Genomic DNA, 1,258 nt, shown 5'->3' on the forward strand with positions numbered 1-1,258 from the left:
GGCTGGCGGCGGCAGGGCTGGCGTCCGGTGCTGGCCTGACCGTCACACTGGTCGACGACCAGCAGAGCCCCGGCGGATCGCTCGGCCATCGTGCCGCGGAGATCGACGGCAAGCCGGCGGCCGTATGGGGCAAGGAGACGATTGCCGGGCTTGCCGCTGGCGGTCACCTCATCCTGCCTTCGACCACCGCCTTCGGCATTTACGACCACAATCTGGTCGGGCTGAACCAGCGTCATCTCGACGGCCGGCCGGATACGCTGTGGCGGGTCAGGCCGCGCCAGATCGTGCTGGCGACCGGCGCCATCGAGCGGCCGCTGCCTTTCGCCAACAACGATCTGCCGGGCATCATGTCGGCGGATGCGGCGTTCGCCTATCTCCGGCGCCACGCTGTGCTGGTCGGCCGCCGCATCATCGTCGCCACCAACAATGACAGCGCCTATGAGGTGGCGGGGGCGCTTGCCGAGGTTGGCGCCGAAGTCAGGCTTGTCGATATCCGGCGTGACGGCGCGCCTGCGGCGGCGGCCAATGTCCGGCTGATCAAGGGGCGTTCTCTCGCATCCGCCAGCGGCAAGCTGCGCGTCGACGGCGTGACGCTCGACGACGGCACGAGGTTCGATGCCGATTGCGTTGTGGTCTCCGGCGGGTGGACGCCGACCATCCATCTCTTCGGCCAGGCCAAGGGCAAGCTCGCCTGGAGCGATGCGCGCGCGGCCTTCCTGCCGGGCGAACCGGTCGGCGGTATCGCCGTGGTCGGCGCCGCAGCCGGCGCGGTCTCCTTGTCGGAGGTGTTTGCCGGCGTGGAAAAGGCATTCGCCGGCAAGGAGAACGCGGCAACACCACGCAGCACCGGGCCGGAGGCGACGGACGGCATTCTCCCGGCCTGGCCGATGCCGGGCTCGAAAGGCCGCATCTGGATCGACTACCAGAACGACGTGACGGTGAAGGACGTCGAGCTGGCCGCACGCGAAAACTTCGTCTCGGTCGAACATCTGAAGCGCTACACCACGCTCGGCATGGCGACCGACCAGGGCAAGACCTCCAACCTGCCCGGGCTGGCGCTGATGGCAGGGATTACCGGCCGCACGGTGCCGGAGGTCGGCACCACCACCTACCGGCCGCCGTTCACGCCGGTGCCGCTGGCAAGCTTTGCCGGCGCGCGCGTCGGTGAATTGATGGCGCCGGTACGGCGGCTGCCGCTCGAAAACGTCCATCGCGCCAGCGGCGCTGTCTTCCAGGAATATGGCGGCTGGCTGCGGCC

General features: G+C 69.2%; 1 protein-coding gene. It reads left to right on the forward strand.

Features of this window, described 5'->3' with window-relative positions:
- A partial coding sequence (locus tag EN879_RS36305; protein WP_348631527.1) for an FAD-dependent oxidoreductase occupies window positions 1-1,258 on the forward strand: 1,258 nt, incomplete at both ends.

Origin of the sequence: Mesorhizobium sp. M7A.F.Ca.AU.002.02.1.1 (assembly GCF_003998535.1) — a bacterium.
In the GTDB taxonomy this organism is placed as follows: Bacteria; Pseudomonadota; Alphaproteobacteria; order Rhizobiales; family Rhizobiaceae; genus Mesorhizobium; species Mesorhizobium ciceri.